We start from the raw sequence: 25,757 nt of genomic DNA on the forward strand, positions 1-25,757 counted from the left end.
GACTCATCGGCATTTATTTTTCTTTCCACGGCATCAGAACTTCAGCACGAAGGAGGCACCCAACGTGAACGTCTCTGTCTATTCGCCCCTTAAAAGACGACGCAGCCTCTGGGCCCAAGTCCTCGTCTTCAGTCTGGTCACAGTCTGCTCTCTGGCCTTACTCATCGCCCCCGTCTCCGCGCAGGAATCGGGAGGTGCGTCTAATGTGCCGGTCTCGTCGAACGATGCCAGTCCGTCGGGTGTCGGCATTCAAGCGGGCTCCGCACTGGCCACCATCGTCTATTTCCCGCTCAAACTGGCCTTCGCGATCGGCGGCGGGGTCGTCGGCGGATTGGCCTATGGCTTCTCCGGAGGCAGTGAACAGACGGCCAAGAATATCTGGATCCCCAGCATGTACGGCACCTACATCATCACGCCGGATCATCTCAAGGGCGATAAACCCATCCGCTTCCTCGGCGTCTCAGGGGAGCCTGCGCGAGAGGCCGGCGATTACACCCCGCAAGAACCAGCGCCGCTGCCTTTGGAACCGATCCGCTAGCATGAAACCCGTCATCGGAGTCACCCCCGACTTCAATGCCGGTGATCGTCAAGAATGGGGCGGCAAGGAGCCCACATATTTTTTGCGGGCCCGGTATGTCCGCGCCATTGAGGAACTCGGCGGCGTGCCGGTAATTCTGCCACTTGTGGCGAACCGATCCGCACGCCGGCGCCTGCTGGAAGGGGTCGACGGACTCCTCCTGACAGGAAGCGGGCCGGACTTGGATCCAACCCTGTACGGAGAAAAAAAGCGATATGCCTTTCCGGTCGTCGCTAAACGACGCTCCAGCTTTGAATTGGACTTGGTTCGGTTAGCCATCCGGAACCACATCCCCACGCTGGCTATTTGCGGAGGCATGCAAAGCATGAATGTCGCCTGCGGAGGGAGCCTGTATCAGGATATTCCGGCCCAGGTCGACCATGTGTTACAGCACCGACAGACGACACCGGCGGTTCGACTCTCTCACAGCATCTCCATCACACCCGGCAGCCTGCTCAATCGAATCGTCAAGCGCGCCCGCATGCAGGTCAACAGCTCGCATCACCAATCGGTGAAAGCAGTCGGGCACGCCCTTATTGCCAGCGCAACCGCGCCGGATGGCATCGTTGAAGCGATCGAACTTCCGACGCACCCCTTCTTTCTCGGCCTGCAATGGCACCCCGAATTTTTGTTCGAACGACACCTCTTGCACCGACGACTCTTTCAGACATTCTTGCGGGCCGCCTCGCGCCGCCCGTCACTCCAACCTTCGCCTGCGAGACGCAGGAACAACTCATGACACGGGGTTCATTTCGCCATAACAGCGGACATGGACGTGGCGCCGCCGGAGAGAGGACACTGCGTGGGCAATCCGCTGTTTCGCACCAAATCCATCGAACGAATCCTCGCTGATTCCGACGCCCCTGAACATCGCCTGAAACGGACCCTGACGGCCTGGGACCTGACCGGACTCGGCATCGGCGCGATTATCGGCACCGGCATCTTCGTGCTGATCGGCACCGCTATCGTCGGTGATGCGCACCGGCCAGGCGCGGGGCCCGGCATCATGCTGTCGTTCATTCTTTCAGGCATCACCTGCGCGCTCGCCGCCCTCTGCTATGCCGAATTTGCCGCCATGATCCCGGTCGCCGGCAGTGCCTATACCTATTCTTATGCCACCTTGGGAGAATTTCTGGCCTGGCTGACTGGCTGGAATCTGATCCTGGAATATGGCGTGGCCTGCGTGGCCGTCGCGATCGGGTGGTCCGGATACTTTAACAACATCCTCAAACTCTGCGGCCTTGAACTCCCATACTGGGCCACTCATCCTCCCGGCGCGGACGGCGGCATTGCGAACATTCCGGCCGCGATCATCGTGTTGCTCGTCACCTGCATCTTGATTGTCGGGGTGAAAGAGAGCGCGCGCGCCACCTGCGGCATTGTGCTCATCAAGCTGGCCGTGATCGCCTTCTTCATTGCGGTCGGCACATCCTCCGTCGACACGGCCAATTGGTCCCCCTTCATGCCGTTCGGATTTGCCGGCGTCGGCGCGGCCGCAGCCATCGTGTTCTTCGCCTATATCGGATTCGACGCTGTGTCCACCACCGCTGAAGAGGCCAAGAACCCCCAACGGGATTTACCCATCGGGATCTTCGCCTCGCTGGCCATCTGCACCGTGCTCTATATTTCTGTGGCCGCGATCCTGACCGGATTAGTGCCTTATTCGCAAATCGACGTTCATGCCCCGGTAGCGGAAGGGCTCCGCATGGTCGGATTCAAGTGGGGAGCCGCCATCGTGGCAACCGGTGCGGTAGCGGGCATTACCAGTGTCCTGGTGGTGATGATGCTGGGCCAGATTCGGGTCTTTTTCGCCATGTCGCGGGACGGTCTCCTGGGTCCCTGGCTTTCAGGCGTCCATCCGAAGTTTCGAACGCCCCACCACGCCACCTATTTGACCGGCGTGGCCGTCGCCATCATGGCCGCACTCATTCCGATCGGTGAGGCAGCGGATATGACGAACATCGGGACCCTCTTTGCCTTTGTCCTCGTCTGTATCGGCATCATGGTCTTGCGCTACACGAAGCCGAACCATCCACGCCCCTTCCGTATGCCATTCATGCCGGTCGTCCCCATTTTGGGAGTCCTGGCCTGCCTGGGCCTAATGTATTTCCTGCCCTGGATGACCTGGATCCGGTTTTTCGTGTGGACCATCATCGGCATCCTGGTCTACGCCATGTACGGGATGCGCCATAGCAAACTCGCCACAAGGCCCTCGACAGAACAGGCCGAGACACCTCGACCGGCATAGTCGAATTACGAGCCAAAAAACTGGTGACGGGAAAAACTAGGACGATGCTTCGGTTGGAGCAACCGGGGAGGTTGTCGGAGGTGCTGCTGCAGCCGGGGCCGCAGGTGGAGGAGATGCTGGCGCCGGAGTCGAGGTACCTGCTGCCGCAGGAGCAGGCTGAGCAGCCGCAGGCTTGGGAGGAGCAGAGGGCTTCGGCGGAGCAGGCCGCTCCGGTTTAATCCCGCCTTCCCAGGAAGGACCTGAATACATATCGGCGGCCAACCCTTTGCCTTTCCACTTTTCTTCGAAATCTGCAGCCGCTTTGTTCGGGGTTTCTCCCGCACCCACCACGTCATTCCAGGGATAGGCCCGGGGACCAATCTGGCACCCGGTCTCCGTACGCCTCAAATAGAGGGCAATCGGGTTCCCCCGGTACGGCCCGAGATAGATATGCACTGACCCCACATATTCGAGCAATGTGGCCACCGCGCCTCCAAGAAGAGGTGCATGATGCCATAAGAGGCGGGAAGAGGGCAAGATGGACCTATCACCCCCCTGCTATTTGGTCCAGAAGCGATTAGGTCGTAACGGGGCGCTCTCTCGTAGGGCGCATGCGCAGCAGGTACACCCCCAAGATGAGGACGATGATAACGGTCACGTTGAGGCCGACATCCATCACATACTGCTGGAAGAGTTCCTGCCGCGCCTCTCGCGTCACCACCTCAAGCTGATGGGATAATTCCGCGCTGGCCGTCAACACCCGTCGCGTGCAGGCGATGATGCCGACCGCCAGATAGGGCTCCAATTCCAACACCTCGGTCTGAAGAAACCGCACCACCGTACGGAACAATTCCAGCAGGATGATGACGAGCAGCAGATCGTTCAACAACTTGAGTCCGGCAGGCAGCAGCGGGACATCGTTGGAGCGCAAGAAAAAGGCGTACCAGGCATGAACAAAAATCAGCATGCCTAAGGCCAGCAAGCTGAATCCCGCCGCGACATAGCCCAACCGGTCTAAGTGATCCATGAATCCCAGCAACCACTGCATGGTTGCCCGGCGAGACTTCTCCAAAGGCCCGGGAGGGGTCACCGGCGGCGTCATGCTGTTCCTGCCTGACCGGTAGGCATGGGGGAATCCTCCAGTGGTTGACCGAATTTCAAACCATTGACCGCCTTGGCTGTGATGGTGTGGCCACAACAATCAATCCCCTGAAACCCGGCACCGCCGTCGATCACCATCAGGCGCAGGCCGCAGGAGTCGGGGAACTGCCGCTTTTCCTCCAGCATAGCCCCGGGGAGCAATGCGCCTTTTTTCCGGCCTCTCGACGAGATGATATCGGAGACCACATCTTCTTCAGTCAGCTCATGCCCGCAACAGAGGATCTTCTGGAAACCCTCGCCGCCCCCAGCCACCTTGACCACCAACCCGCACGAATCCGGAAAGCGCTTTCGCTCGTCGAGAATGTCACCTTTTTTGATTGCCATGCCGCCTCGGTATGAAAGGAAAGACGTGAAACGTCACATGATTCGATAGTCAATCAGATCGCCGGGGGAAAAGCCAGCGCAGACTCTATCGGCCGAGCCCAGGATATGGAGAGCCTGGATCGCGCTGTAGAAATCAGGCCGGCGCCATGAATTGAGCAGAAAAAGAACACCCACTCCCCCCGTGCCTGGAGTGAGAGGCGAACGGAACAGGGCGCACGCAGATCAGACGTGCGTCACTGGAGAATCATGGGCTGGTGCCGCCTGACCCCTCTCAACTAACGTCGGTTTGGGGATGCGCGCATAGGCCTTGTGCCATGAGTCGAGCAGCACCTTGTGCGACCGGCACCCAACCACCAACCGCGCATCGGAAATCGTGACCGGCTTGTAGGGATGGAGGTACCGCACCTTGAGCTTCGCCACACGGGCCAGCGACTGGTCCAGCCTCTCCTGAGTGATCCTGCCATCTTTCACCGCACGCTCCATCGCTTGCATGGCGGTCATGACACGGTCCTGGTCCTTGCAGATCAACAGGACATCGCATCCGGCCACAAACGACCGGACTGCCGCTTCGCCGATCCCGTCGTGATCGATAATGGCATGCATCTCCAGATCGTCGGTAAAAACCACGCCCTCATACCGAAACTCTTCGCGCAACAAGCGCTGGATCACCGCCGAGGACAGGGTTGCCGGTGCCTCCGGATCCAAGGCCCGATACAGCACATGGGCGGTCATCAAACTGGCTACGCCATAACGAATGGCCTGCTGAAAGGGAGGAAACTCCGTATCGCGCAACCGCTGGAGCCCCGCATCCACGACGGGAAGCTCTTTGTGCGAATCCGTCGCCGTGTCTCCATGGCCGGGGAAGTGCTTCCCGCATGCGACCACCATATTGTCCTGCAGCCCTCCGATGGTCGCCGACCCCATCTCGCCGACAAGCTCGGGAGCAGCGCCGAACGCCCGATCGCCGATGACGGGATTGTCCGGATTGCTGTTCACATCTAGGACCGGAGCCATGTTCATATTGATCCCCACCGCCCGCAACTCTTTGGCAATGGTCGCGGCAGCGGAGTAGGCCAGTTCACTGGAGTTGCACTGTCCCAGCTGTCCGCAGGGAGGGAAAATCGTAAATTCGGCGGGCAGCCGGGATACCCGGCCGCCCTCCTGGTCAATCGCGATCAGCAGCGGCTGAGCGGGCGACAGTTTCTGCAGCCCGTTGGTGAGATCGACGATCTGCTGAACCGACTCGAGATTGCGGCGGAAAAAGATGACGCCGCCCGGCTTGGAGGCTGTCAGAAACGAAGCCAGGTCTTTGGTGACCGTGGTCCCGGTGAAACCTATCATAAAAAGCTGACCGATCTGCTCGCGTAATGTCATCACTCGCTACTCCGACGATCTGGTGAGAAGCAGGCAGATCCCCCGTTGCGTTCACGTACCGAAGGCAGGTCCTACGGCAACGTGCGGTCCAGGAGGAACTGAATGAGGAGGCGTGTGCCGATCCCGGTCGGACCCTTCGGCAGATACGCTCGCTCACGTTCGCTCCAGTCGGTGCTCGCAATGTCCAAATGGATCCATGGGCAATCGCCGACAAACTTGCTCAGGAACAAGGCGGCGGTGATCATCCCTCCGCCCCGGCCGCCGATATTCCGCATATCCGCCACATCGCTGCGCAGTTGCTCGAAATACTCCTCCCACAACGGCATCTCCCACACGCGCTCGCCGGCGCGCTGGCCGGCGTTCCGGACATGTTCTTTCAACTGATCGTTGTTGCCGAACATCCCGATGGCAAATTGGCCGAGCGCCACCACGCAGGCGCCGGTCAGGGTCGCAATATCGATCAACACCGCCGGTTTGTACCGGGTGGCATAGGCCAACGCATCGGAGAGGATCAGTCGGCCTTCGGCATCGGTGTTCTGAACCTCAACCGTTTTTCCGGACAGCGTCGTCACGATATCGCCCGGCCGCATCGCGCGCCCGCCCGGCATATTTTCGGCTACGGGCAGAATGCTGACGAGGTGGAGCGGAAGCTTGAGCCGCGCGGCAGCCCGCATCGTCGCCAGGACTTCGGCGCCGCCCGTCATATCCGCCTTCATATGTTCCATGTTCTCGGCCGGCTTCAGCGAAATGCCGCCGGTGTCAAAGGTGATGGTCTTTCCCACCAGCACCACCGGAGGATCGCCCTTCTTCGCTTTGGCGCCCTTGTATTCCAGGATGATGAACTTCGGCGGTTCGTGGCTGCCACGCGCCACACCCAGTAGGGCACCCATGCCAAGCTGCTCCATGTCCTTCTGTTCGAGCACCTTCAGACGCACACCGGATTCTTTGGCCACCGCCTTGGCCTCACGTACGATGCGCGTCGGCGTCATCACGTTGGCCGGATGGTTGCACAGGTCGCGAACCAGCACCGTCGCTTCAGCAGTCGCCACACCGCGCCGGATGCCCTCGGTCATTTGGGGGAGCAGCGAGGCTTGCGACGTGTAGATCGTCAACCGTTCGACGTCGATCGGCTTGCTTCCATTGGGGCTACGATAGGCGGTGAATTGATAGTTACCGAGAATGGCGCCCTCCGCCATGGCCTGCGCCACATCCTGGACCGGAATCTCCTCCAGAATGGCGGCCGGCAACACGACGGCGAAGGAGGTCACTTTCGCCTGACGGACACGTTTGATCGCAATACCAAGCGCCTGGCGGAACGCATCCACACGGAGATCTTTTTCCTTACCCAATCCAGCCAACAACAGCCGTTTTGCTCTGGCCTTGCCCTGGGTATGGACCAGCAACCCTTCGCCGAGCTTCCCTTCGAATTCTCCGCGCTGAATCAAAGCGGCAAGCTGTCCCCCGAGTTGAGCATCGATGGCGGCAGCCTCCTGCGTGAGATCAGAGCCACCCTCGCAATGGAGCAACACCAGAACCTCGGCCGCCTCGTTTTCTGCCCGTCCAACCTGTGCGTGAACTTGGATCTTCTTCATCAATCCTCCCCTGGTTCTTGCCGTTCAGCGTTCATCATCAGCCGCTCACAGACTGCCCCGTCCTTAAGAATCACACCCCTCTCAAACGCCGCGCATATCCGGCGCCCAAATGTATTTGTGCATTTGGAGCTGGAACCGCACCGGCAACTTATCGGCCAGTATCCACTCCGCCAGATGCCGCACCTCCACTTCGCCGAACACCGGACTCATGAGCACCGTGCACCGCGCCGGAAGATCGTAACGATGGAGCACGTCCCGCGCCCATTCATAGTCAGATCGATCCTTGATCACAAATTTCACTTCATCGTGAGGTGCGAGCCGATCGAGGTTCGGCCAATACATTCGATCCGTCATCCCACTCCCGGGACATTTCACATCAAGAATCACATGGACGCACCGATCGACACCGGCCGTATCGATGGCCCCGCTGGTTTCCACCAGCACCTCGAACCCCTCGTCACACAGGCGACTCAGCAAGGGCAGCGACTCCGTCTGGCTCAACGGTTCCCCCCCGGTCACTTCCACAAGATCACAATTGAAGGCGCGGACCTGATTGACGATGTCGTCGATCGTCATATCCCGACCGCCGTAGAAGGCATAGGCCGTGTCGCACCAAGTGCACCGGAGCGGACACCCGGTCAACCGGACGAATACGCAGGGACGGCCGGCATAGGTAGACTCGCCCTGGATGCTGTGGAAAATTTCGGTAATCTTGACCATCGCCGATTGACTCAGCGGCTCAGCATCGCACTGATGGATGAATCGGGGGACTTATCTCCATCTCGTCACAGGCCATCCATTGCGTCGCGCAATGCGATCCATTCCGCGAATCGGATTCACAACCAATGGATGCCCCACCATTTCCAGCAACTCAACATCGCCGGGACTATCGCCATAGGCAAACGACTGCGTCAGATCAATGCGTGATTCCTGTGTCAACCGGGCGATCAAGGCGCGCTTGCCGGGGCCATAAGGAAGGGGGACACAGACCTGGCCTGTAAAACGACGCTGTTGCCGTTCCAGTTTCGCGGCCAGCAGGGTGGGGACCTCCAGCAAGGTGGCCAACGGAGCAATGAGGAAGTCGAGGGATCCGGTCACCAGCACGATATGGTGCCCCGCCCGACGATGTTCGTCCATCCGAGCGAGCCCCTGCGCCGAGAGACGTGGAAACAGCTCGGCACGACAGAACTCCTCAGCCAGTGACTCAACCTCTGCCGCAGCCTTCCCGGCCAGATAAAGCTTCCGTTCCCGCAGGGGGTGCAATGACACCGGAGGCGCATTGCGAAGCACCCAGCCAACACTATCCCGCAGCTCGCGCCACCCGACAAGACCCCGCTTCCAGAGAAAGCGAAAAAAACGGACTTCGCTCGCCTGCCCCGGGAGCAAGGTATTGTCGACATCAAACAACGCGGCAATGTCAGTCTGCCGGCTGGTGCCCGAAATATGTGAGAGTGAGAGAGGCGTCATCTCGATTGTTGGCCTGCTGATCGCTGTGATAAGGAAGAATCTGCGACAGGTCCGCACAGCACGCGTGAATTCTACTGGACAACTAGTTGATTGACAAGCATTTTGGACCACTTCTATAATGCGCTTCCTCTGAGGCCTGGCACCGGCGTAGCAAGAATGCGCGTTTCACCGCCGTCTAGCTTGTGTGTACCTCGCTTCATGTTTCGACGGAGAGACTCTCGGTTGCCGAAGTGGTGGAATGGCAGACACGCACGTTTGAGGGGCGTGTGGCGCAAGCCGTGCGGGTTCAAGTCCCGCCTTCGGCACCAAACTCAACAGTCGTTCGACGAACTCACCGCCCATCAGCGACTCGCCGCAAATACGGCACGTTCGTTTCAGCACCATCTTTCTTCAGGCGCTTCTTCTCTCCGGCAGGGTGCACCCGACACGAGCACCTGCACCATCCGGCTCATTGTGCAGCCACCAGCCAGGATCGACGGCTCTGCAATGACTCCTCTGCTACAGATAAACGGCCCTATTCCACTAGGGCCTAATTACATTCCCAATTGTCAATCATCTCTAACCGCCTACTCCGGCTTGGTGCTATGATGTGCGGCGTGCAAGCCTATTCACTGGATGGTGAGTGCGACACTTCATACCAAATGAACGTTCCGCCGAAGCAGTCCCGCCACCCCTCTCGCATCCACGCATGGTGAGGGAACGTCCACTAAGGATGCAGCCCGCTCATAGCAGACGAAGGAGGCACCTGTGACCGCGCAAGACGTGACAACGGCCCTCCCGCCGCCGGGAGATTTCAGCACCGTTGAGGCCCTTGTCCGAACCCTGTCCGGTCAAGCATCCATCGGCATCTTTCTGTCGGACCCCGAAGGCCGCACGCTGTACCTGAATGAGCGGCTGCGCCGCATCGCCGGACTTCCCGTCGTACCGACGCCAGGGGAATGCTGGCGCAATGCGCTGGCACCCGAAGACCATGACCCAATCTGCAGCGAATGGTCTGGAGCCACCAACGCCGAGCGCAGCTTTTCACGTGAGTTTCGCTTCCGGCGGCCGGACGGCTCGCTGCGCTGGGTCATGGCGGAAGCCTTCCCATTGCGCAGCGGCGGAGAACCCTCCGGCGGTTACGTCGGCATCGTGCGCGACATTACCCCCAGACAACTGGCACTGGACGCCCTGCACGCAAGCGAGGAGCGCTATCGGACGCTGGCGCAACAGTCGCCCCATGCAATCCTCGTCCATGCGGACTCTGCCATCCTGTTCATCAATGAAGCCGGCGCCCGGCTTTTCGGACTCGCGACCGCACACCCCATCGAGGGCCGCCCGCTGTGGGATTTCTTCCCGAAAGAGTTTCTCCACGACCTCCCCTTGGCAGAAGCCGCGCCCAGCCCCTCAGTCGAGCGACAATTGGTACGACCCGATGGAACGGTCATTGATGTCGAATTGACAGCAGCCCCGGTCATGTTCGATGGACATCCAGCCGTCCAAATTCTGGGCACCGATATCACCGAACGGAAGGTCATCGCCGGGCAACTGCATCGGGCAAAAAAAATGGCGACCGTGGCGACGCTGGCCGGCGGCATCGCCCATGAATTTAACAATTGCCTGACCGCCATCATGGGGTTCTCGGACTTGGCGCTGCCGTCACTCGTGCCGGACAGTCGCGTCCATGGCCACATCCAGCAGGTAGTCCTCGCGTCGAAACGGGCTCGTGATCTCGTCACACAAATGCTCATGGTCGGTCGACAGGCGGACGGCGCGAAACAGCCGCTCTCCCTGGATATCCTCCTCAAAGAAACACTGCGAGTCCTGAAGATGAAACTGCCGGAGTCCATCAGCCTCCGCGAATGGATTCCCGGCGCAACCAACCCCGTGCTGGCCGACCCAACCCAGATCCATGAACTTTGCCTGAACCTGCTGGCACGGTCTCAACAGGCCATGACGATCAGCGGCGGGGTCTTGGAGGTCCGCCTCGACAATATGGGTCTTGACGCTTCGATGACCGGTCACGACCTTCCGCTCCCACCAGGTCAGTATGTGCGCCTCATGATCTCGGATACCGGTGACGGCATTCCCGCTGACATCCGGACGCCCAACATGTATCCACTTTTCGCACCCCCCTCGACGGGAAGCAAAGCGGGAGCGGGGCTCGCGGAGTTACAGCGAATCGTGAGCGAGCATGGCGGAACACTCCGCGCCACCAGCACAGCCGGCCAGGGCACCACCATCGAGGTCTATCTGCCCGCAATGCTTCAGCCCCCTCAGACAGTGGCTCAGGAACCGAGCCGCGAGCGCGCCGCACCCCTCACGGAAGCGAAGGAATTTCTTGCCGAGCATGACAAAGAGCGGTAAATTCACTGTAGTAGTTAAACGGTGTCGAAAAGCCGCCACCGGCCGTCTCCTGAGAGCCGCAACACAATACCCAAACACTCGAACACGAATACTCCTGTGAGGAATGTTATGCCCTCGGTCCTGATCGTGGATGATGAAGAAGCGATTCGCCGACTGATTCGCAGCACGCTGGAACAGGCAGGCTATCATGTCCGCGAAGCGGCCGACGGCAAAGCAGGGCTGTCCCACTATCGCCAATCCCCGGCTGATCTCGTGATCATGGATATCCTGATGCCGGACCAGGACGGCCTTGAGAGTATTTTGACGCTCCGTCGTGAATTTCCCGAGGCCAGGATTATGGCGATCACCGGCGGAAGCGACATGATCGGCATCTTAAACTTCCTCGATGTGGCCCGTATGCTGGGCGCGCGCCGCACGCTCCAGAAACCCTTCGAGATGCAGCAGCTCCTGGATGCGGTTCAAGCCGAGATCGCCGGCTGACCGACGCCTCCCTCATCTAGTCCGTTCGTCATACCGCCCCACTGTCACATTGACTTCCGGCACATCGATCCGCACACTAGCGCCCGCTTTCCGATCCCCTTCATACATACAAGAAAGATGTGATCATGAAGACGTGGTGGACTCCGCAGCTACACGCGGTATTCGGCGGCATCGTCGTCGCAATCGGGGTTTTCGTCATGTGGGAGCAGGCTGCGACCACTTGGGCCCTGCTCGTCGCCACTGCATCGACTGCCTTTCTCTGGTGGCAGGGACGCAGCATCGCGGCCGTCTGGGCCTGGACCACCCTGGGGCTCGGGATCGAAAGCATGACCTGGCCGATTGTGACCATGATTCGAATGAGGATGGGGGGAAGTCAGCCGACCGAGGAGCAGATGGAAACGATTCTGAACGCCGTGCTGTTCGGACTGTTCACATCGGTGTTCTGGATCACCTTCGCGTTTGGACTATTCAAGCGTATACGCGAACAGAACGCCCCGCCGGCACCACCGCCCGGAAACGGGCCGGTCCCGGCACGGAGCAAGAAGAAACGGGCCAGGCGCTGACTCTCGTCACGCCATGGCAACCGGATCGACATCGATATCGAACCGGAGTCCACCTCGTCGTGATTCCCGATCGAGCACTTCACGGGTCCGCACGACTATTTCTTTGCCTACCTCAAGAGACAGAGACTTGACCAGAATCTGCCAACAATAGCGACCTCGCGCCATGGCATGTGGTGCCGGAGACGGTCCCAGGATAACGATGCTGCTCGTCTCTCCACCGAAACCAGTGGAACGCTGCGGCAGAGGCGAACCGTCGCCGGCATTGGTCCCCCGATTTCCGGCGCTCACCACCTCAGCCCGTAGCAACGCCGCCCAGCGACCGGCGGCTTGGGCGACCACCGGTTCCAGCGTCCCGGACACATCCAACCTCACAAGCGACGTCAAGGGCGGGTACTGAAGCATCTGCCGAAAAGCCTGCTCCTGTTGAAGAAACACGGAATCGTCACCAGCGGCCACCGCCATAATCGCATGATGATCCGTTAACCGGGTCTGGATCATCACCGCGCCTCCGGCATGAGCGGGCAGAGCTAACTCCACGGCATCCATCAGGCCATGGTACATCCGTTCCGCCGAGCGAAAGTCCGGCACGTGAAGACCGGCATCCGCATCCGGAACCCCGACAAACGCCGCGCGTGCCTGAAGGCCAAACCGGAATAACATCTGCGTGCCGATCACGATGTCCAATTCACCGGCGGCAAGCAGCCGACTGAACGCCCGTGCATCAGCAGGTCGGCGAATCGTCTCACCATCCACACGACCCACCCGCGCCAGAGGGAACTTCCGCCGTACGGCCTCTTCGATACGCTCCGTACCTGAGCCAACCGGCTCCAACTTGAGCGATTGGCACCGAGTGCAATGATCCGGCACGGGTTTCGTTCGCCCGCAGTAGTGGCACCGCACATGATTGCTGCGCCGGAAAAACGTCAATGCAACGCTACATGCATCGCACTGCGGCATCGCGCCACAGTCCCCGCAATGCAAGACACTCGCAAATCCTTTGCGGTTCAGATAGAGAATCGCCAGCGCGTTCTGCCGCAGGGCTTCCTGAATGCCCTCATAGAGCGGCGGCGATAGCAAGGTTCCCGCCGGGGTCTCCCTGGAGTATTCCCTCAAATCGATGACCTGCACCCTCGGAAAACCTGACGGATCTCGGTAGACACAGGCGGTCATCTCCCCGTGCTGAACCGCCGACCAACTCTCAAGCGACGGATGGCTCGAGGCCAGCACCAACAGGGCTCGATTGCAGAAGGCCCGCCGCCGTGCCACCTCCCGCGCATGGTACCGGGGCGATTGCTCCTCCTTAAGGGACGCATCGTCCTCACCTTCCACCCACACCAATCCCAATCGATCGATGGGCGCGAACACCGCCATTCGGGTGCCGACCAGGATCGTGGCCGACGAATCCTGTGCCGATTGCCACACTGCTGCGCGTTCCCTTGCCGAAAGACCACTGTGTAGGAGCAACGGCCGTTCTCCCGCTGCCGCCAGGGCTTCGGCCAATCGACCGGCATTCTCGACGTCACCCGTGACGACCAACACACGCCGCCCACGACGGATAGCGGCCCGAGCTGCCTGCACAAGACACCAGAGTCTGGTGGCCCGAGCCCCTTGAATCAGGAACGAGCCGTATGCGTCCTGCAAAAGCGCCCGGCCAACGGTATCAGGCCACGCTGCCGCATCCAGTGGCGGCGGCAAGTCATCAACTGTCAATCTCGCGAAAACCGCCTGCTCCGCCCCCGGAGAAGGGGGTTTTTTTGCTCGAGCCGCCCTCGGGACAACCGCGTCATCGCAGCGCACCACGAGCCCTCTTCGAATCAGGATCTGCACCGCGCGCATGACACGGGACTTGTCACCCTGTGCCAGGGTACCCTCTGTAATGCCCTTGGGACGACGACGAAGGCGCGAGAGCACCTGAGTTTCCACTTCTCCCAAGCCCTCAGGTAACGACGAATTGTCCGTGCCCTGCGCGGTCGGCCGATACCGTGATGGCCGCCGATCGACCTGATCGACAAAAGGCGCCACAAGCTTGATGCATTGCCCCCACGGTGCGGCATACCGGTCGGCCACCCACCGGCTGAGATCGATTTGACTGGAGGTGAGCAGGTGGTCTGGAGACGCTGGGGCAAGGCAGCGGACGGCTTTCAGCCCCTGCTCGGGAGCGCCGAGCGGAAGGCGGTCATACACCGCCGTGACGAGACCGTGAAGGTCCTGGGACCCAAACGGCACGATCACTGATTGCCCGATTGCGACCTGCCCCTTGAGTGAAGACGGGATCAGATAGGTAAAGGGCCGGTGAAGGCGGCGCGGCAGCACCACATCGGCATACCTAGGGGGAAGCGCAGGAGCCACCGGTGGAGTTGCAAACGAACGGTGATCGAACATGCGGCATTCTAACAACACCGGATGAGAGCAACAATCACGGTCCTTGCGAGAAGGGGGCTGACGGGACGCCGTAGTGGAAGCGGGGGGGGGCTATCTGCCAGGAGCGAGGATCAACACACCTGTGGCGACGGGCCTCCTCGGAAGAGACCCGTCGCCCGTCACTCATTACGAACCGGGCGGGGGCGAGGCCGTCTCACCGCCGACAGGCGAAACCGGCACTGCGACATCCGAGGGAGCGGGAGCGATCGGTGCATCCACCGACGCCGATCCTGCCTGGGTGGCTGAAGCGGGTGGCACGACTGCGGTGGATGCCGGTGCCGCGTCCAGTTGGTTATACGTAAACTGCGCAGGGATCGGATCGCTCTCACTCAGCGGCGCCTTCGCGGACTGGGCCTGGGTGCCCTCCTCCGGCGAATCGAGCACAACCTCGATACGGCGGTTTTTTTTGCGGCCCTCCTCGCTCCCATTGCTGGCGACAGGACGGCTCGCTCCATACCCCACGGCAGACAACTTCGCCGAATCCATGCCGCCCTTCTCGATCAGATACCGCACGATCTCGGCGGCACGGGCCTTGGACAACTCCCAATTGGTTGGGAATACTCCTTTGAGCGACGGCCCTATCTCCATATTGTCGGAGTGACCTTCCACGCGCACCTGCTGAGAGACCGCAGCAGTCCTCAAATACTCCGCCAGTTGTTCCAGAATGGGTACGCCGGCAGGTTTCACTTTCACCTCACCGGATTCATATTCCAACTGATCTGCCAGATCATCAAGATTGATCCTGGTGCTTCCATGAGCGCGCTCGACCCTGGGTTTGCTCATCGAATGGGACTCGCTCGGCATCGCGACAGCGCTGTCCGTCCTGACGTTCATCACCGGTTGGACCGTCGCAGCCGGAACATCCGAGTCCCCGTTCTCATATTGCATGACCTCAACAGGCGAAGCGTGTTTGGAGCGAACGCGGTCGCCGATCAGCGCACGGGCTGTGGCCTTGGACAACACCGCGGTAGCTGTGTGGGGCTCGGTAGAAAGAATCTTCACTTCCCCGATTTTCCGCTCAGGAAGCCCACCGCCGGTACGGAAGACTTCCAGATATTCGCCGGAACGGAGGCCTTCGTCTTGTCCCTTGTCGAGATAGACCAGGTTTCCCTGCGACACGAGCGACATATGTTTATCGGCCTGCAGTTCAACAATCATGGCTTCGATCTCGGCATGCTCCGAGGCGGTCTCAACGACTTCTTCTGCTGAAGGCGGTGTAAACCGCATGACCGGATCGCCAGGGGAGAGGGGACCATAGGACCGAACAACCTGGACGCCAACCAGTGCCGCGTCTATCTGAATGACTTTCACCACCCCCACTCTATTGATGATATAGCCCATGTACTGCTTGGTCATGGGGTGAAACACTTTGCGCGAGCGCCGGTACACGGTGTAAAGGTCACCGAGCGCCGCATCACCCGGATTCTTCAATTTGAGATAGAGGGTATCGGTCCCGGACCAGCCCAACATCATCCGGTTCCCGGAGAGTTGGTTGTCCCCGGTAATCACATTGATAACCCCGTCAATCGGCATCTCCTGTCGAATCGAGCCGGCGGCATACGTGAGGGCGGCTTCCCCCAGGCGAACACTTTGAGCGTTCTGAGCATGAACAGGGATGGCCGTCACAGCTGCGAGACTGCAAGACAGGATGATCAGGCTGGCGCGCATGGGTAATGTCCTCATATTGATCACACCTAGGAGGGTTATCTGTAGCAACCTTAGCAAAGAGCAGGGGCTTGTCAAGAAACGGGACGGCGCTGGACGGTTTGCTTCAGGTCTCCACGGGTGCTATCGTAAGCCTCGCACCGGAGTGACGATTCGGCAGGCATCGATAGCAGGGCGTCTGAATAGCGAGGTATGGCGTGGGAACAGAGAAGCGGCGCATCAACACTCAAATGCCCCGCAGATTGAAGGTTCGAACCGCCACGCCCATGGCTTCAGAATGGGATATCAGCGTCGGATCCCCGCCGAGTGCGCTAAGAACCCCGGCCGACAAGATGAGGACGGGATCCTCGAATAGCCAAGCCACCCCCGACACATCGCCGACACTTCCCAAGAAGAACGCAAGTCTCCCCGGCTCATAGCCACAATCCGCTGTGGCACCTAACTGCTGGACAGTATTCAGTTTCTAGGACTTTCGGGACTAGAGGCCTAGGTCCTTTGTGCGCTTGCTATTAAAAATAGGCAGGGGCTAAGATTCCGACCTCCTAATTAGCCCTATAAGCCCTCAAACCCGTTAAGGTTCGAGCCAATGGCCGGTTCCGAGCTCCTCTTAGAGTACCTAAGTCGATATTTTCCGATCCTGATGTTTGTGTTCGTCGCACTGGCGTTCGGCGCGGGCACATTGCTCATCAGCTACTTCGTCCAGCCGAAGTACCCGGAACCGGAAAAACTCTCCACTTATGAGTGCGGATCTGAACCGTTTTCCGATGCCCGGATGCCGTTCCCAGTTCGCTACTACATCTTTGCCATGCTGTTTGTCATTTTCGATGTGGAAGTCATCTTTCTGTATCCCTGGGCTATTGTTTTCAACAAGATCGGCCTGATTGGGCTTGTAGAGATGCTGATCTTCATCGGACTTTTCCTCGTCGCCTATGTCTACGCGTGGCGAAAAGGAGCTTTGGAATGGGATTGATTCAGCTGGGAGGCCACGATAAAGACGGGACTCCCGATGTCATTACTCTCACGGTGGAAAAAGCCGTGAATTGGGCCCGGAAAGGGTCCTTGTGGCCGATGACCTTCGGACTGGCTTGCTGCGCCATTGAAATGATCGCCGCCGTCTCGTCCCGTTACGACATGGATCGATATGGTGCCGGGGTCTTTCGGGCCTCCCCCCGCCAGTCCGACCTCATGATCGTGGCCGGAACCGTCTGCCGCCGCATGGCCCCGGTTATTCGCAAGATTTACGACCAGATGCCGGAACCGAAGTACGTGATTGCCATGGGATCGTGCGCAACATCCGGAAACATTTACGACAGCTACAGCGTGGTGCAGGGAGTGGATCGATTTGTGCCGGTCGATATTTATGTGCCGGGGTGCCCCCCGACTCCGGAGGCCTTATTCGATGGCATTCTGAAACTGCAAGAGCGCATCATGCAAAAGCGTGTGTTCCTCGCGCAGCCGAAAGAAGTGAAAGACGCCCTGAAGGTCTGACGCACGGAAACGAACCGAATGAGTCAACTGGCCAAACGTATCGAGGATACCTTTCCGGGCGCCTGCACCCAGGTGGTGGAGTGGCGCGGGGATGTTTCCGTCACCGTCAAACGTGAGGCCTTGCACGACATCGGCAAGTTTTTACGCGATGACCCGGCCATGAGGTTCGACTACATCGTCCATGTGAGTTCGGTCGATTGGCCGGATGACGAGGAACGTTTCGAAGTGGTCTATGAGGTGTATTCGATTCGAACCCGGCAGCGCATTCGCCTGAAAACTCGGGTTCCGGAGTCGGATTGTATTGTGGACTCCTTGACCGACATCTGGAAGGGCGCTGATTTCATGGAGCGCGAAGTGTACGACATGATGGGAATCCGGTTTCGGAACCATCCCGACCTTCGTCGCATTCTGATGCCGGACGAGTATGAAGAAGGCTACCCCCTACGCAAAGACTTTCCGCTCCGCGGCAAAGGATGGCGCGATACGTTTGAATTTTTGGACGAGCCGACCCGGTAGGGCGGCCATTTTGGACTACTAAACGCTCATGGCACAGTTCGAAGATCAACGAACTACAATCTATAAAGTCGATCCGGAACATCCGGAAGACGCGACGCTTCCAACCCTGCGAACGGAAGAGCTGCTCCTCAATATGGGGCCGCAGCACCCCAGCACGCACGGCGTGCTGAAAGTCATCCTCGAGCTGGAAGGCGAGCGGTTGGTCAAGTCCACCCCGGTGATGGGCTTTCTCCACCGCGGTGTAGAAAAGCTGGCTGAAGAAGGCACATATCATCAGTTTATTCCGCACACCGACCGCCTCGATTACGTGTGTGCGATGTACAACAACTTCGCGTATTGCCGCGCCGTCGAAAAGCTAATGAACATCACCGTGCCGGACCGCGCCGAGTACCTGCGCACGATCGTCGCGGAAATCCAGCGCATTATCGGCCACCAGTTCTGGCTCGGCACGCAGGCCCTCGACATCGGGGCGATGACGGTCTTCTTCTATTGCTTCCGGGACCGTGAAATTCTGCTCGATTGGTTTGATGAACTGTGCGGCGCTCGCCTCACGACGAGCTGGTATCGTATCGGCGGCGTCGAGCGCGATTTCACACCGTCCCTGTTCGCCAAGCTGAAACAGTTCCTCGACTATTTCCCTCCGAAGATCGATGAGTACGTGATCTTCCTGGAGAAGAACCGCATCTGGCTGGCGCGCACCAAAGGCGTGGCCGTGATTTCGGCCGAAGATGCACTGAGCTTTGGCTTGAGCGGACCGACGTTACGAGGCTCAGGCGTTGATTACGATCTTCGTAAATACGAGCCATACTCTGCCTATCCCAAGTGTGAATTCAGCGTCCCGGTCGGCAAGAACGGCGACACCTATGACCGGTACTGGATCCGCGTGCAAGAGATCTACGAAAGCGTCAAGATCATCCGCCAGTGCCTTGAGCAGATCCAGGACGGCCCGATCATGGCTGACGTGCCGAGCGTGACTCTGCCTCCGAAAGAACGCGTGTTCACGAACCTGGAGTCCATGATTCAGCAGTTCAAACTCTTCTCGCAAGGGTTTAACGCGCCTCCCGGAGAAATCTACTGCGGGACCGAAGCGCATAAAGGCGAATTGGGTTTCTACATCGTCAGCACGGGCGGCGGGAAGCCGTACCGGCTGAAAATCCGCGCCCCGTCATTTATCCATATGGGCGCATTCGATCATATGTCGAAAGGCTACATGATCGCGGACGCCGTGACGATCTTCGGCACGTACGATATCGTCATGGGGGAATGCGATCGATGAAGACCGATACAGCACAAAGGAAAAAGTGAGCGGCGCTGATTCATTCTTTCGCCCCATCGCTTTTGACTTGAGGTAACTTCATGGGTTTGAAACCAGCAACCAATCCAGACGTCGAAGCGGCCACGATCGAACTGTCGATCGACGGACGGACGGTATCGGCCAAAGATGGCGTCTCGCTGTACGATGTCATTGCCAGCACGGGCAAGATTATTCCTGCCATGTGTTATCACTATACCTTTGATCCCTTCGGATCCTGCGGTATGTGCCTGGTCATGCAGGAAGGCAAGAAGGCCCCGGTCCGTTCCTGCACTGCCAAGGCGGCAGCCGGTATGGTGATCCGCACTGACGGCGACGACCTCTTCGCGGCACGAAAGAAAGCCGTCGAAAAACATCTCTCGGTTCACCCGCTGGACTGCCCGGTCTGCGACGCAGACGGGCATTGCGAGCTCCAGGACATGGCCTTCCAGCATGGTGTGACCAATCTCGCCAATGCGAAGCAAAAGTTCATTCCTGAAGACACGCGGAGTCTCGTCCTCGACTTCAACATGAATCGCTGCATCGCTTGCGCGGAATGCATCAACGTCTGCAAAGACGTGCTGATGATCGACGCGTTGCAATTCATGAAGAAGGGCGGATTCAACCAGGTCGTGGCGAAAGGGGACCAACCCCTTGCCTGTGAATTCTGCGGAGACTGCCTGGCTGTCTGTCCGGTCGGCGCGATCACGAACAAATATTCCAAGTACCTGTACAAGCCCTGGCAGATGAAAAAAACCACCACCACCTGCAACTATTGTGGTGATGGCTGCCAGATGCATCTCGAAACCAAAGACACCGAAGTCGTCCGCGTGACTTCCCCGCTCTCCTGGAAAAATAAGTGGGGCGACCGGACTGAAACTGCCAAGGGACACGGTGGACTCTGCGTTCGCGGCCGATTCGGATTCCAGTACATCGACAGTGAACAACGCCTTCGGCAGCCTCTCGTCCGCACGGGCGAGACGCTGACGGAAACGCCGTGGCTCGACACCATGCAAACTGTGATCGATCGATTGTCCGACATTCATCGGAAGCACGGACCGGAGTCGATCGCCGGGCTGATTACCGCGCGCTGCACGAACGAAGAATTGTATCTGTTCCAGAAACTCATGCGCGCCGGGCTAAGAACCAACCAGCTCGACAGCAGTGCCCGCTACGGCCACCTCAACTATGTTCATGCCGTACGTCATGCCGTCGGCGTCGGCCGTCCGCTCAACGACTGGGAAGATTTGACCAAAGCCAAAGCCATCTTGGTCATCGGCTCGAATATCACGGAAACTAACCCGCTGACGGCTGTCCGCATCAAGGAAGCCATCCGCGTGTATCACTCCCAGGTCATCGTCGTCGACTCTGCCAACACCAACATCGCGCAACTAGCTTCGCATCCGCTTTTGGTCAAGCCAGGCAGCGAATCGTTCTTGATCGATGGGCTGGTGAAATCGGTGATCGAACAGGATCTGATCGATGAAGCCAGCACCACTCGGCACCCGCAGGCTTTTTCCGCATTGAAGCAAGCCCTGGCACAGGTCTCCCTCGAACAGGTCTCCGCACAGACCGGCATCGCAGTCGAGCAGATCCGGGAAATCGCCGCCATTTTTGCTGAAGCCCCGCGCGCCATTGCGTTGTGTGCCGAAGGCATCGTCCGGCAGCCGAACGGTTACCAGAACGTTCTCAAGCTGATTGATCTCGCCTGGGTGACGGGCAAGTTAGGTCAACCCGGATGCGGCGTGACCACGGTCACAGAAGAAATCAATGAGCAGGGTGCAGTGGATATGGGCGTCGCACCGGAATTCCTCCCCGGGCAGGCACGATTCGATGATCCAGGGGCAAGGGAACGCTTCGAGAAAGCTTGGGACGTGACCCTTCCTGCCAGCGGAAGCGGCGCTAATTTCCTGGAAATTCTCGCCCGTATTCGAAACGGCCAGATCAAGGCGTTGTATGTCATCGGAGAGAATCCCCTGGCCACTTTGCCCGCCTCCATGGATGTGAACGGGACGCTCGAGAAGCTCCAACTGCTCATCGTTCAAGACCCCTTCCTCACAGAGACAGGGCAAATGGCGCATGTCGTCCTCCCGGCTGCCACCTACGCGGAAAAGGACGGCACCTTCACCAATCTGGAGGGCAAAGTGCTCCGTGTGCGTCAGGCAGTTGATCAGGTCGGGGAAAGCCTGCCGGACTGGCATATCATGACGGCGCTGGCCAACGGTTTGGGATATGACTGGACCTATGAATCGCCGCAAGACGTGCAGAATGAAATCATGAAGCTGTTACCGGGCTACTACAATCTCGGCCAGCCTCGCCGCGTCTCGCCATCGGCCGATGCCTATTTGTCGAACGGCTATGAGGCTGAAGTCGCGAGCCGGTATCACCGCCAGACAGCACAATCAACGTCCAGCGACGACACGCAGCCCTTTACCTTACTGACCGGACAAGTGCTCTATCATTCCGGGAAAATGTCCACGCATGCATCGGGGCTCATCAATATCGAACCGAACAACGGGCGTATACGAATGAATCCAGCCGATGTGGAACGGCTCGGACTGAACGATCAATCCACCATTCGCCTCACCTCGCGGCAAGGTTCCGTGCAAGCCGGCGTAAAAGCCGATCCCGATATCCAACCCGGATCGTGCTTCTTCCCCGAGCATTTTAATGAGCCGGCCGTGAAGGACCTGATGGCCGTAGAGGTGGACGCAGTCACGGGAGTTCCGTACTTCAAATCCACGCGTGTAAAGATTGAAAAGGTTGGTGCGTAAGAGTAAGCTCGCTCGTCTTTTTGATGTCGACAGAGGTGGTGAGAATGAGTGTCGGGGCCTTGACCAAGAAAATTCTTCAGGCGGCGTTGTTCTACGAAATTTGGGACGCCATGAAGGTGACCTTCAAGCATATGTTTCATCGCCCCATCACCTTCCAATACCCGCGCGAACAACGCACCATCCCCGACGGTCACCGCGGCGCATTAGGGCTGCTTCGTTATGGAGACGGCCGGGACCGCTGCGTGGGATGCGACCTTTGCGAAGCGGCATGTCCGTCCCGTTGTATCAAAGTCATCAGCCAGGAAGACCCAGAACGTCCCTTGCAGCGCTTTGCCAGCGAGTTCTACATCGACATCACCAAGTGCGTGTTTTGCGGTTATTGTGTCGAGGCATGCCCTGTCAACGCGCTCGCGATGACCAAGATGTACGAATACTCGACCCACGACAAGCGCACCCTCCTCTTCGACAAGAAAAGGCTCTACGAGGTCGGCGAACGTCACCTCGAGGACGCCAAAAAATATCTGTACGCCCATAACCAAGAAAAGAATTCGGACGAGAGCCGGGAATATCGTTATTACTTTCCGCAGTCGGTTCTCAAACCCACACAGTCACAACCCAAACATTTGAGCTGATCGTACCGTTATGGCCTTCCTGTTTTTCGCGTATTTCGCAGTGGTAAGTATTGTCGCCGGCATTCTGACCGTCGCGCTGAAGAATCCGGTGCAATGCGGTCTGGCGCTCCTGGCCCTGCTCCTTCACGTCTCAGGCCTCTTCGTCATGCTGAACGCCGAATTTTTGTGGGCGGTCCAAGTGATCGTCTACGCCGGGGCCATTTTGGTCCTCTATTTGTTCGTCCTTATGTTGCTGAACCTCAAAACCGACGACCGCTATTTCCACGCCAAGGCTCCTTATCTTCTCGCACCAGCGGCCATCGGTTTGGCCTACCTCCTGTTCTTGTTGGTGAGATCCCCGTTCGGCGGCTCCAGGGGCGATGCCTCACCGGCGGCGATCTTGCTGAACGGAGATGCTCATGCCATCGGCATCAAGATGTTCAGCGAGTATTTGCTGCAATTTGAAATCATCGGGGTGTTCCTGACAGGAGCCATCGTCGGCGCGATCGTCCTCGCAAAGACCCCCAAGTCGATCGAAACGAGGCGCGACGCATGATTCCCTTGTCCGCCTATGTGGCTGTAAGTGCCGTGTTGTTTGCGACGGGGTTGCTCGGCGTCCTGATCCGTCGCAATTTTATTATTGTGCTGATGTCGGTCGAAATCATGCTGAACGCGGCCACCATCAACCTGGTCGCCTTCTCCCATTACTTGGAAGCCATGCAGGGACAAATCGTGGCCCTCTTCATTATCGCCATTGCAGCGGGGGAAGCGGCTATCGGGCTCGCCATCATCATCGTGGTGTTCCGCGGCAAGATTTCAACCAACGTCGACGAAATGAATTTGTTGAAGTGGTAACGTGTCCGACTCTATTGATCTGATCGTCAAACTGATTCCTCTGTTCCCGCTGATGGCCGTCATTGTGAACGGCCTCTTCGGGCATCGGTATTCTCACGACCTAGCTCACCGGTTCGCGTGGGGATCGGTCCTCATGTCTTTCCTCTGTGTGCTGGCCGTCTTCACGGAGACCCTGCGTACAGGCGCGGCTCGTGAAGTGGTCGCCTACAAATGGATTTTCGGCGGCGACCTCACAATCAATCTCGCCTATTTGATCGATCCTTTGACCTGCATCATGCTGCTGGTCATCACCGGAGTGGGATTCCTGATCCACGTCTACTCCGTGGGATACATGCACGGAGAATCCGGCTTCACGCGATTCTTTGTGTACATGAACCTCTTTATGGTTTCGATGCTCCTGTTGGTGATGGGCAATAACTACGTTGTCCTCTTTATCGGCTGGGAAGGCGTCGGACTCTGCTCCTATCTGTTGATCGGGTACTACTACGACAAGGTGTCCGCCGCCAAAGCGGCCACCAAAGCCTTTGTGGTCAATCGAATCGGTGATGCCGGATTTCTCCTCGCAATCTTCCTGGTGTTCGTGAACTTCCGAACCCTCGACTACACCCAGGTGATGCAGAACGCCGCACAGCTCTCGCCTGAAATGGCCACTGCGATCGCACTCTGCCTCTTAATCGGCGCGGTCGGCAAATCGGCGCAGCTCCCGCTCTACACCTGGCTACCAGACGCCATGGAAGGGCCGACCCCGGTCAGTGCGCTCATCCATGCGGCCACCATGGTCACGGCAGGCGTCTATATGATCGTTCGCAATCATGCCATTTTCGATCTGTCGCCCACCGCCATGACGACCGTTGCCTGGATCGGCGGACTCACCGCGCTCTTCGCTGCTACAATCGGCCTGGTACAGACCGACATCAAGCGCGTTCTGGCCTATTCCACCGTCAGCCAGCTCGGGTACATGTTCCTCGGTTGTGGTCTCGGAGCGTATACGGCCGCGGTCTTCCATCTGATGACCCATGCGTTCTTTAAAGCGCTCTTGTTCTTGTCGGCCGGGTCCGTCATCCACGCATTGTCCGGCGAGCAGGATATCCGCAAAATGGGCGCGTTAAAGTCGAAGATCCCCTGGACCCATACACTCTTCCTGATCGGCACGATAGCGATTGCCGGAATTCCGCCCTTGGCGGGCTTCTGGAGCAAAGACGAAATCATGGGCCATGCCTTCGTGCATCATCACTATGTGCTCTACGGCATGGCAGCGGTCGGCGCATTCCTGACCTCGTTCTATATGTTCCGCCTGACCTATCTCACGTTCTATGGCACCTCGCGGCTGGATCACCACACCGCCGAACACGTGCACGAATCCCCCATGGTGATGATCGGGCCCCTCGTCGTGCTGGCCACCCTCTCAGTCATTGGCGGGTTCCCCGGTGTTCCGCCTGAAAACGGCTGGTTCCACCACTTCCTGCACTCAGTCGCAGGTGCGGCCGGGGAGGAGCACGCCACCGCGCCCGCGCTGATGCTCGGGCTGATGGGCACGGCCACCGTCATTGCGCTCCTGGGCTGGGGACTGGCGCATTACTTTTACAGCGGGCCTTCCTCCGCAGCAGATGCGCTCGCCGCACGGATGCCGGGCGTGTATACAACCCTGCTGAACAAGTACTTTGTCGACGAACTGTACGACCGGCTGTTCGTGGAACCGACCAAGCAGATCGGGAGACTTTGCGACTGGTTTGACCGGACCATCATCGACGGCCTCGTCCGATCTATCGATCGGGGGACAGACGCCAGTTCGGCGGCCATCACCTGGACCGAAAAACATGTGGTCTATGCCGGCTTGAACATCATCGGCTATGCGAACCACCGCTTGGCCCGCTCGTGGCGGCGGCTTCAGACCGGCATGGTCCATCAGTACGCGGCTATCATTGTGGCGGGACTTTTTATTCTCGTGCACCTCATTCTTTTGATTTGGACCGGAAGCGGTTCCAACGGCTATTTATCACGCTGACGCAGCAGAATTTCTGGACA

Annotated in this window: 24 protein-coding genes and 1 tRNA gene; 17 read left to right on the plus strand and 8 right to left on the minus strand. The window is 58.8% G+C overall.

Features of this window, described 5'->3' with window-relative positions; all coding sequences use genetic code 11:
- Positions 1 to 64: 64 nt before the first annotated feature.
- The 4 genes from NSND_RS12895 to NSND_RS21305 are packed head-to-tail and all read left to right on the plus strand — an operon-like array spanning position 65 to position 3,043.
- On the plus strand, positions 65 to 538 hold the full coding sequence (locus tag NSND_RS12895; protein WP_080879388.1) for a hypothetical protein: 474 nt from the start codon (positions 65 to 67) through the stop codon (positions 536 to 538).
- Between the two features lies 1 nt (position 539).
- On the plus strand, positions 540 to 1,316 hold the full coding sequence (locus NSND_RS12900; RefSeq protein WP_080879389.1) for a gamma-glutamyl-gamma-aminobutyrate hydrolase family protein: 777 nt from the start codon (positions 540 to 542) through the stop codon (positions 1,314 to 1,316).
- 30 nt (positions 1,317 to 1,346) lie between these two features.
- Positions 1,347 to 2,825: an amino acid permease gene (locus NSND_RS12905; RefSeq protein ID WP_080879390.1), complete on the plus strand. Its 1,479-nt coding sequence runs from the start codon at positions 1,347 to 1,349 to the stop codon at positions 2,823 to 2,825.
- 44 nt (positions 2,826 to 2,869) lie between these two features.
- Positions 2,870 to 3,043 (plus strand): hypothetical protein, encoded by a 174-nt coding sequence (locus NSND_RS21305; RefSeq protein ID WP_159450774.1) that lies wholly within the window; start codon positions 2,870 to 2,872, stop codon positions 3,041 to 3,043.
- A 338-nt stretch (positions 3,044 to 3,381) separates the two neighbouring features.
- On the opposite strand, the gene NSND_RS12910 is transcribed toward NSND_RS21305, so the two are convergent.
- From NSND_RS12910 to NSND_RS12935, 6 genes are all read right to left on the minus strand, one after another.
- Positions 3,382 to 3,906, minus strand: coding sequence for a phosphate-starvation-inducible PsiE family protein (locus NSND_RS12910; RefSeq protein WP_080879391.1), 525 nt, complete (start codon positions 3,904 to 3,906; stop codon positions 3,382 to 3,384).
- Entirely contained in the window at positions 3,903 to 4,289 is a 387-nt protein-coding gene (locus NSND_RS12915) for a hypothetical protein (protein WP_080879392.1), read from the minus strand. The genes NSND_RS12910 and NSND_RS12915 overlap by 4 nt, the downstream gene beginning before the upstream one ends.
- Before the next feature lie 222 nt (positions 4,290 to 4,511).
- Entirely contained in the window at positions 4,512 to 5,663 is a 1,152-nt protein-coding gene (gene nagZ / locus NSND_RS12920; RefSeq protein WP_080879393.1) for a beta-N-acetylhexosaminidase, read from the minus strand.
- Positions 5,664 to 5,734: 71 nt separating this feature from the next.
- Entirely contained in the window at positions 5,735 to 7,255 is a 1,521-nt protein-coding gene (locus tag NSND_RS12925; RefSeq protein WP_080879394.1) for a leucyl aminopeptidase, read from the minus strand.
- Positions 7,256 to 7,336: 81 nt separating this feature from the next.
- The gene (gene queE / locus NSND_RS12930) at positions 7,337 to 7,975 is read right to left on the minus strand and encodes a 7-carboxy-7-deazaguanine synthase QueE (RefSeq protein ID WP_080879395.1); all 639 of its coding nucleotides are present in this window, start codon (positions 7,973 to 7,975) and stop codon (positions 7,337 to 7,339) included.
- A gap of 51 nt (positions 7,976 to 8,026) precedes the next feature.
- Positions 8,027 to 8,722 (minus strand): HAD family hydrolase, encoded by a 696-nt coding sequence (locus tag NSND_RS12935; protein WP_080879396.1) that lies wholly within the window; start codon positions 8,720 to 8,722, stop codon positions 8,027 to 8,029.
- A gap of 224 nt (positions 8,723 to 8,946) precedes the next feature.
- Between NSND_RS12935 and NSND_RS12940 the strand changes: the two genes are divergently transcribed.
- From NSND_RS12940 to NSND_RS12955, 4 genes are all read left to right on the plus strand, one after another.
- Positions 8,947 to 9,030: transfer RNA gene (locus NSND_RS12940), tRNA-Leu, on the plus strand.
- Positions 9,031 to 9,469: 439 nt separating this feature from the next.
- The gene (locus NSND_RS12945; protein WP_080879397.1) at positions 9,470 to 11,068 is read left to right on the plus strand and encodes a PAS domain-containing sensor histidine kinase; all 1,599 of its coding nucleotides are present in this window, start codon (positions 9,470 to 9,472) and stop codon (positions 11,066 to 11,068) included.
- A gap of 108 nt (positions 11,069 to 11,176) precedes the next feature.
- Positions 11,177 to 11,548, plus strand: a complete 372-nt coding sequence (locus NSND_RS12950; RefSeq protein ID WP_013246849.1) for a response regulator — start codon at positions 11,177 to 11,179, stop codon at positions 11,546 to 11,548.
- A gap of 125 nt (positions 11,549 to 11,673) precedes the next feature.
- Positions 11,674 to 12,111, plus strand: coding sequence for a hypothetical protein (locus NSND_RS12955; RefSeq protein ID WP_080879398.1), 438 nt, complete (start codon positions 11,674 to 11,676; stop codon positions 12,109 to 12,111).
- A 6-nt stretch (positions 12,112 to 12,117) separates the two neighbouring features.
- Here NSND_RS12955 and priA read toward each other — a convergent pair whose 3' ends face one another.
- Together priA and NSND_RS12965 are read right to left on the minus strand one after the other, a co-directional pair.
- Positions 12,118 to 14,493 (minus strand): replication restart helicase PriA, encoded by a 2,376-nt coding sequence (priA, locus tag NSND_RS12960; protein WP_080879399.1) that lies wholly within the window; start codon positions 14,491 to 14,493, stop codon positions 12,118 to 12,120.
- Positions 14,494 to 14,658: 165 nt separating this feature from the next.
- Complete coding sequence (locus NSND_RS12965) at positions 14,659 to 16,215, minus strand: OmpA family protein (protein ID WP_080879400.1); 1,557 nt, start codon at positions 16,213 to 16,215, stop codon at positions 14,659 to 14,661.
- Positions 16,216 to 16,783: 568 nt separating this feature from the next.
- Here NSND_RS12965 and NSND_RS12970 point away from each other — a divergent pair.
- From NSND_RS12970 to nuoL, 9 genes are all read left to right on the plus strand, one after another.
- The gene (locus NSND_RS12970; protein WP_080879401.1) at positions 16,784 to 17,167 is read left to right on the plus strand and encodes an NADH-quinone oxidoreductase subunit A; all 384 of its coding nucleotides are present in this window, start codon (positions 16,784 to 16,786) and stop codon (positions 17,165 to 17,167) included.
- Positions 17,158 to 17,685: an NADH-quinone oxidoreductase subunit B gene (locus tag NSND_RS12975; protein WP_013246844.1), complete on the plus strand. Its 528-nt coding sequence runs from the start codon at positions 17,158 to 17,160 to the stop codon at positions 17,683 to 17,685. The genes NSND_RS12970 and NSND_RS12975 overlap by 10 nt, the downstream gene beginning before the upstream one ends.
- 18 nt (positions 17,686 to 17,703) lie before the next feature.
- Positions 17,704 to 18,201: an NADH-quinone oxidoreductase subunit C gene (locus tag NSND_RS12980; RefSeq protein WP_080879402.1), complete on the plus strand. Its 498-nt coding sequence runs from the start codon at positions 17,704 to 17,706 to the stop codon at positions 18,199 to 18,201.
- Positions 18,202 to 18,334: 133 nt separating this feature from the next.
- Positions 18,335 to 19,477, plus strand: coding sequence for an NADH dehydrogenase (quinone) subunit D (gene nuoD / locus NSND_RS12985; protein WP_369974249.1), 1,143 nt, complete (start codon positions 18,335 to 18,337; stop codon positions 19,475 to 19,477).
- An 80-nt stretch (positions 19,478 to 19,557) separates the two neighbouring features.
- Positions 19,558 to 22,266, plus strand: a complete 2,709-nt coding sequence (locus NSND_RS12990) for a molybdopterin-dependent oxidoreductase (RefSeq protein WP_080879404.1) — start codon at positions 19,558 to 19,560, stop codon at positions 22,264 to 22,266.
- Between the two features lie 59 nt (positions 22,267 to 22,325).
- Positions 22,326 to 22,898 carry an NADH-quinone oxidoreductase subunit NuoI gene (nuoI, locus tag NSND_RS12995; RefSeq protein WP_235000243.1) on the plus strand — a complete coding sequence of 191 codons (573 nt, stop codon included), beginning with the start codon at positions 22,326 to 22,328 and terminating at the stop codon, positions 22,896 to 22,898.
- Between the two features lie 10 nt (positions 22,899 to 22,908).
- The gene (locus NSND_RS13000; RefSeq protein ID WP_080879406.1) at positions 22,909 to 23,433 is read left to right on the plus strand and encodes an NADH-quinone oxidoreductase subunit J family protein; all 525 of its coding nucleotides are present in this window, start codon (positions 22,909 to 22,911) and stop codon (positions 23,431 to 23,433) included.
- On the plus strand, positions 23,430 to 23,732 hold the full coding sequence (nuoK, locus tag NSND_RS13005; RefSeq protein ID WP_013246838.1) for an NADH-quinone oxidoreductase subunit NuoK: 303 nt from the start codon (positions 23,430 to 23,432) through the stop codon (positions 23,730 to 23,732). The genes NSND_RS13000 and nuoK overlap by 4 nt, the downstream gene beginning before the upstream one ends.
- Before the next feature lies 1 nt (position 23,733).
- Positions 23,734 to 25,737, plus strand: coding sequence for an NADH-quinone oxidoreductase subunit L (gene nuoL, locus NSND_RS13010; protein WP_080879407.1), 2,004 nt, complete (start codon positions 23,734 to 23,736; stop codon positions 25,735 to 25,737).
- Positions 25,738 to 25,757 lie beyond the last annotated feature (20 nt).

This window comes from Nitrospira sp. ND1, from assembly GCF_900170025.1.
In the GTDB taxonomy this organism is placed as follows: domain Bacteria; phylum Nitrospirota; class Nitrospiria; order Nitrospirales; family Nitrospiraceae; genus Nitrospira_A.

Coding starts and splice junctions, on each gene's coding strand:
- NSND_RS12900 (WP_080879389.1), top strand. CDS start 540: ATGAAACCCGTCATCGGAGTCACCCCCGACTTCAATGCCGGTGATCGT.
- NSND_RS12905 (WP_080879390.1), top strand. CDS start 1,347: ATGGACGTGGCGCCGCCGGAGAGAGGACACTGCGTGGGCAATCCGCTG.
- NSND_RS21305 (WP_159450774.1), top strand. CDS start 2,870: ATGCTTCGGTTGGAGCAACCGGGGAGGTTGTCGGAGGTGCTGCTGCAG.
- NSND_RS12910 (WP_080879391.1), bottom strand. CDS start 3,906: ATGACGCCGCCGGTGACCCCTCCCGGGCCTTTGGAGAAGTCTCGCCGG.
- NSND_RS12915 (WP_080879392.1), bottom strand. CDS start 4,289: ATGGCAATCAAAAAAGGTGACATTCTCGACGAGCGAAAGCGCTTTCCG.
- nagZ (WP_080879393.1), bottom strand. CDS start 5,663: ATGACATTACGCGAGCAGATCGGTCAGCTTTTTATGATAGGTTTCACC.
- NSND_RS12925 (WP_080879394.1), bottom strand. CDS start 7,255: ATGAAGAAGATCCAAGTTCACGCACAGGTTGGACGGGCAGAAAACGAG.
- queE (WP_080879395.1), bottom strand. CDS start 7,975: ATGGTCAAGATTACCGAAATTTTCCACAGCATCCAGGGCGAGTCTACC.
- NSND_RS12935 (WP_080879396.1), bottom strand. CDS start 8,722: ATGACGCCTCTCTCACTCTCACATATTTCGGGCACCAGCCGGCAGACT.
- NSND_RS12950 (WP_013246849.1), top strand. CDS start 11,177: ATGCCCTCGGTCCTGATCGTGGATGATGAAGAAGCGATTCGCCGACTG.
- NSND_RS12955 (WP_080879398.1), top strand. CDS start 11,674: ATGAAGACGTGGTGGACTCCGCAGCTACACGCGGTATTCGGCGGCATC.
- priA (WP_080879399.1), bottom strand. CDS start 14,493: ATGTTCGATCACCGTTCGTTTGCAACTCCACCGGTGGCTCCTGCGCTT.
- NSND_RS12965 (WP_080879400.1), bottom strand. CDS start 16,215: ATGAGGACATTACCCATGCGCGCCAGCCTGATCATCCTGTCTTGCAGT.
- NSND_RS12970 (WP_080879401.1), top strand. CDS start 16,784: ATGGCCGGTTCCGAGCTCCTCTTAGAGTACCTAAGTCGATATTTTCCG.
- NSND_RS12975 (WP_013246844.1), top strand. CDS start 17,158: ATGGGATTGATTCAGCTGGGAGGCCACGATAAAGACGGGACTCCCGAT.
- NSND_RS12980 (WP_080879402.1), top strand. CDS start 17,704: ATGAGTCAACTGGCCAAACGTATCGAGGATACCTTTCCGGGCGCCTGC.
- nuoD (WP_369974249.1), top strand. CDS start 18,335: ATGGGGCCGCAGCACCCCAGCACGCACGGCGTGCTGAAAGTCATCCTC.
- NSND_RS12990 (WP_080879404.1), top strand. CDS start 19,558: ATGGGTTTGAAACCAGCAACCAATCCAGACGTCGAAGCGGCCACGATC.
- NSND_RS13000 (WP_080879406.1), top strand. CDS start 22,909: ATGGCCTTCCTGTTTTTCGCGTATTTCGCAGTGGTAAGTATTGTCGCC.
- nuoK (WP_013246838.1), top strand. CDS start 23,430: ATGATTCCCTTGTCCGCCTATGTGGCTGTAAGTGCCGTGTTGTTTGCG.